The sequence below is a fragment of the Microcoleus sp. CAWBG640 genome, assembly GCF_020883015.1.
GTDB lineage: Bacteria > Cyanobacteriota > Cyanobacteriia > Cyanobacteriales > Microcoleaceae > Microcoleus > Microcoleus anatoxicus.
The window spans coordinates 1-2,882 of record NZ_JAHRFC010000191.1; the positions used below are offsets into that span (position 1 = coordinate 1).

The 2,882-nt window shown below is 42.3% G+C and carries 2 protein-coding genes; one reads left to right on the forward strand and one right to left on the reverse strand.

Annotation, left to right across the window (positions count from 1 at the left end):
• On the reverse strand, window positions 1-1,787 hold a 1,787-nt coding region (locus tag AAFP11_RS30125; protein WP_341740298.1), incomplete at its 3' end, for a glycosyltransferase.
• A gap of 25 nt (window positions 1,788-1,812) precedes the next feature.
• Here AAFP11_RS30125 and AAFP11_RS30130 point away from each other — a divergent pair.
• A partial coding sequence (locus tag AAFP11_RS30130) for a class I SAM-dependent methyltransferase (RefSeq protein ID WP_341740299.1) occupies window positions 1,813-2,882 on the forward strand: 1,070 nt, incomplete at its 3' end.

Sequence of the window (2,882 nt, forward strand, 5' to 3'; positions counted from 1 at the left end):
ATAATTCGCCACCACATATCTAAGTCTACATACTGAGATAATCCCGAATCAAATAATCCGATTTCGGCAAAAACGCGGGCGGCAATTAGGACGGTAGTCGGTTCACCAATTTTGTTGATGGGGTTGCTTAAACAGTTAGGATCTGCTAGTAATTCTTGTCCGGGCTGAATCGGTTTTAAATTTGACCAACCTTTGTACAAATCTTTAATTGATTGGGAAGCTTTTTGTAAAATGGGATTGGATTCAGATGCGTCTATGGTAATTCCACGGGGGGAAAAAATCATGCCTATATTTGGGTGTTTTTCGGCAAGTTCGACCATTTTTTCAATACATTCTGGTGCGAGTAAGTCGTCTTGAAACAGAAATTTAATGTATTTACCTTTAGCTTGGGAAATGCAGAAGTTCCAGTTTTGGGAGAGTCCATAGTTGCGGTGGAGGATGATGCGTAAATCTACTGAGGTTTTTGAGGTGAATGATTGGGCGATCGCAATTGTTTGGTCTGTGGAGCCATCGTCGGATATAATCACTTCTATATTAGGATAAGTCTGAGCCAAAGCACTCTCAATTGCTTCGCCAATAAACGCTGCTCCGTTATATGTGGGAATGCAAATACTCACTAAAGGTTGTACTGTTTGGGTAGGATTTAGCAGGGCAGTTTTTGAATTGTTTAAATCTTGAAAATTATGCGTGATTTGAGCAATATGTTCCAAACGTTTTTGAATTTTTTTACCGACAGTTGATGGACTTAGTAAAGTCTTAATTTCCTGCGCTGCTCTCGCTCCTATTTGTTGAGCTTCCCCGTAATTATTGAATATATGCTGCATTAAATAAGCGCTGTGTTCTGTATCCGGTTCTGCCCAAAAATTGCCTTTTTTGTAAGGACCACAATCTGCCTCAAGGGGAATTAATTTATATTTGACTAAAAAGCTATTGCCCACATTCATAAATTCTGTATTTGATGAATAAGCAGTAGCAATTACCGGTTTGCCATAAAACATGGCTTCTGCCATGGTTAAACCAAATCCTTCACAGCGATGTAGGGATACATAACAGTCGCAATTGTAGAGCAAAACATTTATTTCATTTTTAGATAAATATCCGTCTAAATGTTGAATATTGGTCGCATTTCCGATGGCGGATTTTAACAATGCTAAATCTTGGATGTTTTTGTCGGAGTTGGAAGATTTGAGGATAAATAGTACGCGCTCGTCTTGACCAAAGGCTTGCTTAAATGCTTGAATGGCAGCTAAAGGATTTTTCCGTTCGATGCGGCTGGAAAAGTCGAATATAAATAGAAAAATAAATTTATTTTCTGGCAAATTCAGGGATTTTCTGTTCAGGTAAGATGGGGGTAAATCAATGCTGGGCATGATTTTGATGACGGGAATTGGCGAGACTAGGGAAATTGCTTCGGCGCAGTAGTTGCTGTAAGTCCATATTTCGTGAAAGTTGTCAAATACTGGTTGCCATTTTTGGGGAAATTCGGGCATTTCCCAGGCCCAAAAGCCGATATTGTAGCGATTTTTAAAATAGCTGGAACCAGAATGTTTTAAGAAAGTGTTGACTTCATCGGCGTTGACTTGAATCAGGTTTATGGGATAAGGATTGTCTGGGCTGAAGTTTTGATAGCTGGTGTCTTGACTGCGGTGGGGACTGCGGGTGAAATTGTTGATAGTGAAGGGAATTTGGGCGGCTTCTAGGGATCTAATATTTGCTCTGACTCCTTCTCCCACTCCAAATTCACCGTTGATGTAGCCGGCGATGTTAATTCCTAAGTTAGGGTTCATAGTTTGTGCTATAATTCTTTTTTAGTTGATTTGGTGCTTGACAAATGTGCCGATCGCCATTGTATACTGGCATCGCCATGCTCACAAATTAGAGAAAGTGATCGATAGCATCAACCATGACCTCTTGAATCTGCTACCCCCGGATGCTAAAGTCATTGTGGAAATAGGCTGCGGTACGGGGGCTATGGGCGCACAGTACAAGCTGACAAATCCCCATTGTCAATATATTGGCCTTGAATGCGATCGAGAAAAAGCTAAAATAGCAGTCGATCGGCTAAACTGGGTGGCGATCGCCAATATAGAAGAAACCGACATCGCCAGTCTCGACATCGCCCCAGGCACCGTTGATTGTTTGGTGTTTGGCGATTTGTTACCTTACCTCAAAAATCCTTGGGATGTCCTCAAACAATACAGTGCTTTGCTGCATCCCAGGGGTCAAATTTTCGCCAGAATTCCCAATGTTCAATACTGGCGGCGCATTGTCAATTTGTTGCGCGGGCACTGGGAAAATGCCGATGGCAAAATGCAGCACTGGTTTACCCTAGAAAGTATTCAATCACTCTTTACTCAAGCCGGATTGCAAGTGTACGAATTGCAAGGAAAGGGACAAAAAACCGAAAATTTTGCCCAATTTCAGCAATTGCTGCATCCCATGGTCAAGGCATTAGAGCTACAATCGAGTAGTTTTGCTACGGAAACCAGTGCTGAATATTATATTGTGCGATCGACCAAAACCCCTGTACAACCACGCAGATTGCTGATTCAAACCATAATTATGGCACCTACAGGGTGCGATCGCCTGCGAGTTTTGGAACCGGACAAATTTAGCGCTACAATTCCCGGTGTCCGCACCGTATCTGGCGTGAAAACACTCGAATTAATTTCCCCACTCCCAGCGGAAGAAAAAGTATTTATTTGGCAGCGGACAATCATGCAATATCCCGCCTATCTTCCCCGCATCAAACAACTCCTACAACAAGACTATTTAATAGTAGCTGAAATTGACGACAATCCCATCCGTCGCCGGGAATACGCAGACAACAATTACCTCAGCTACCGTGGCTGTCATTGCGTTCAAACTTCCACAGAACCCCT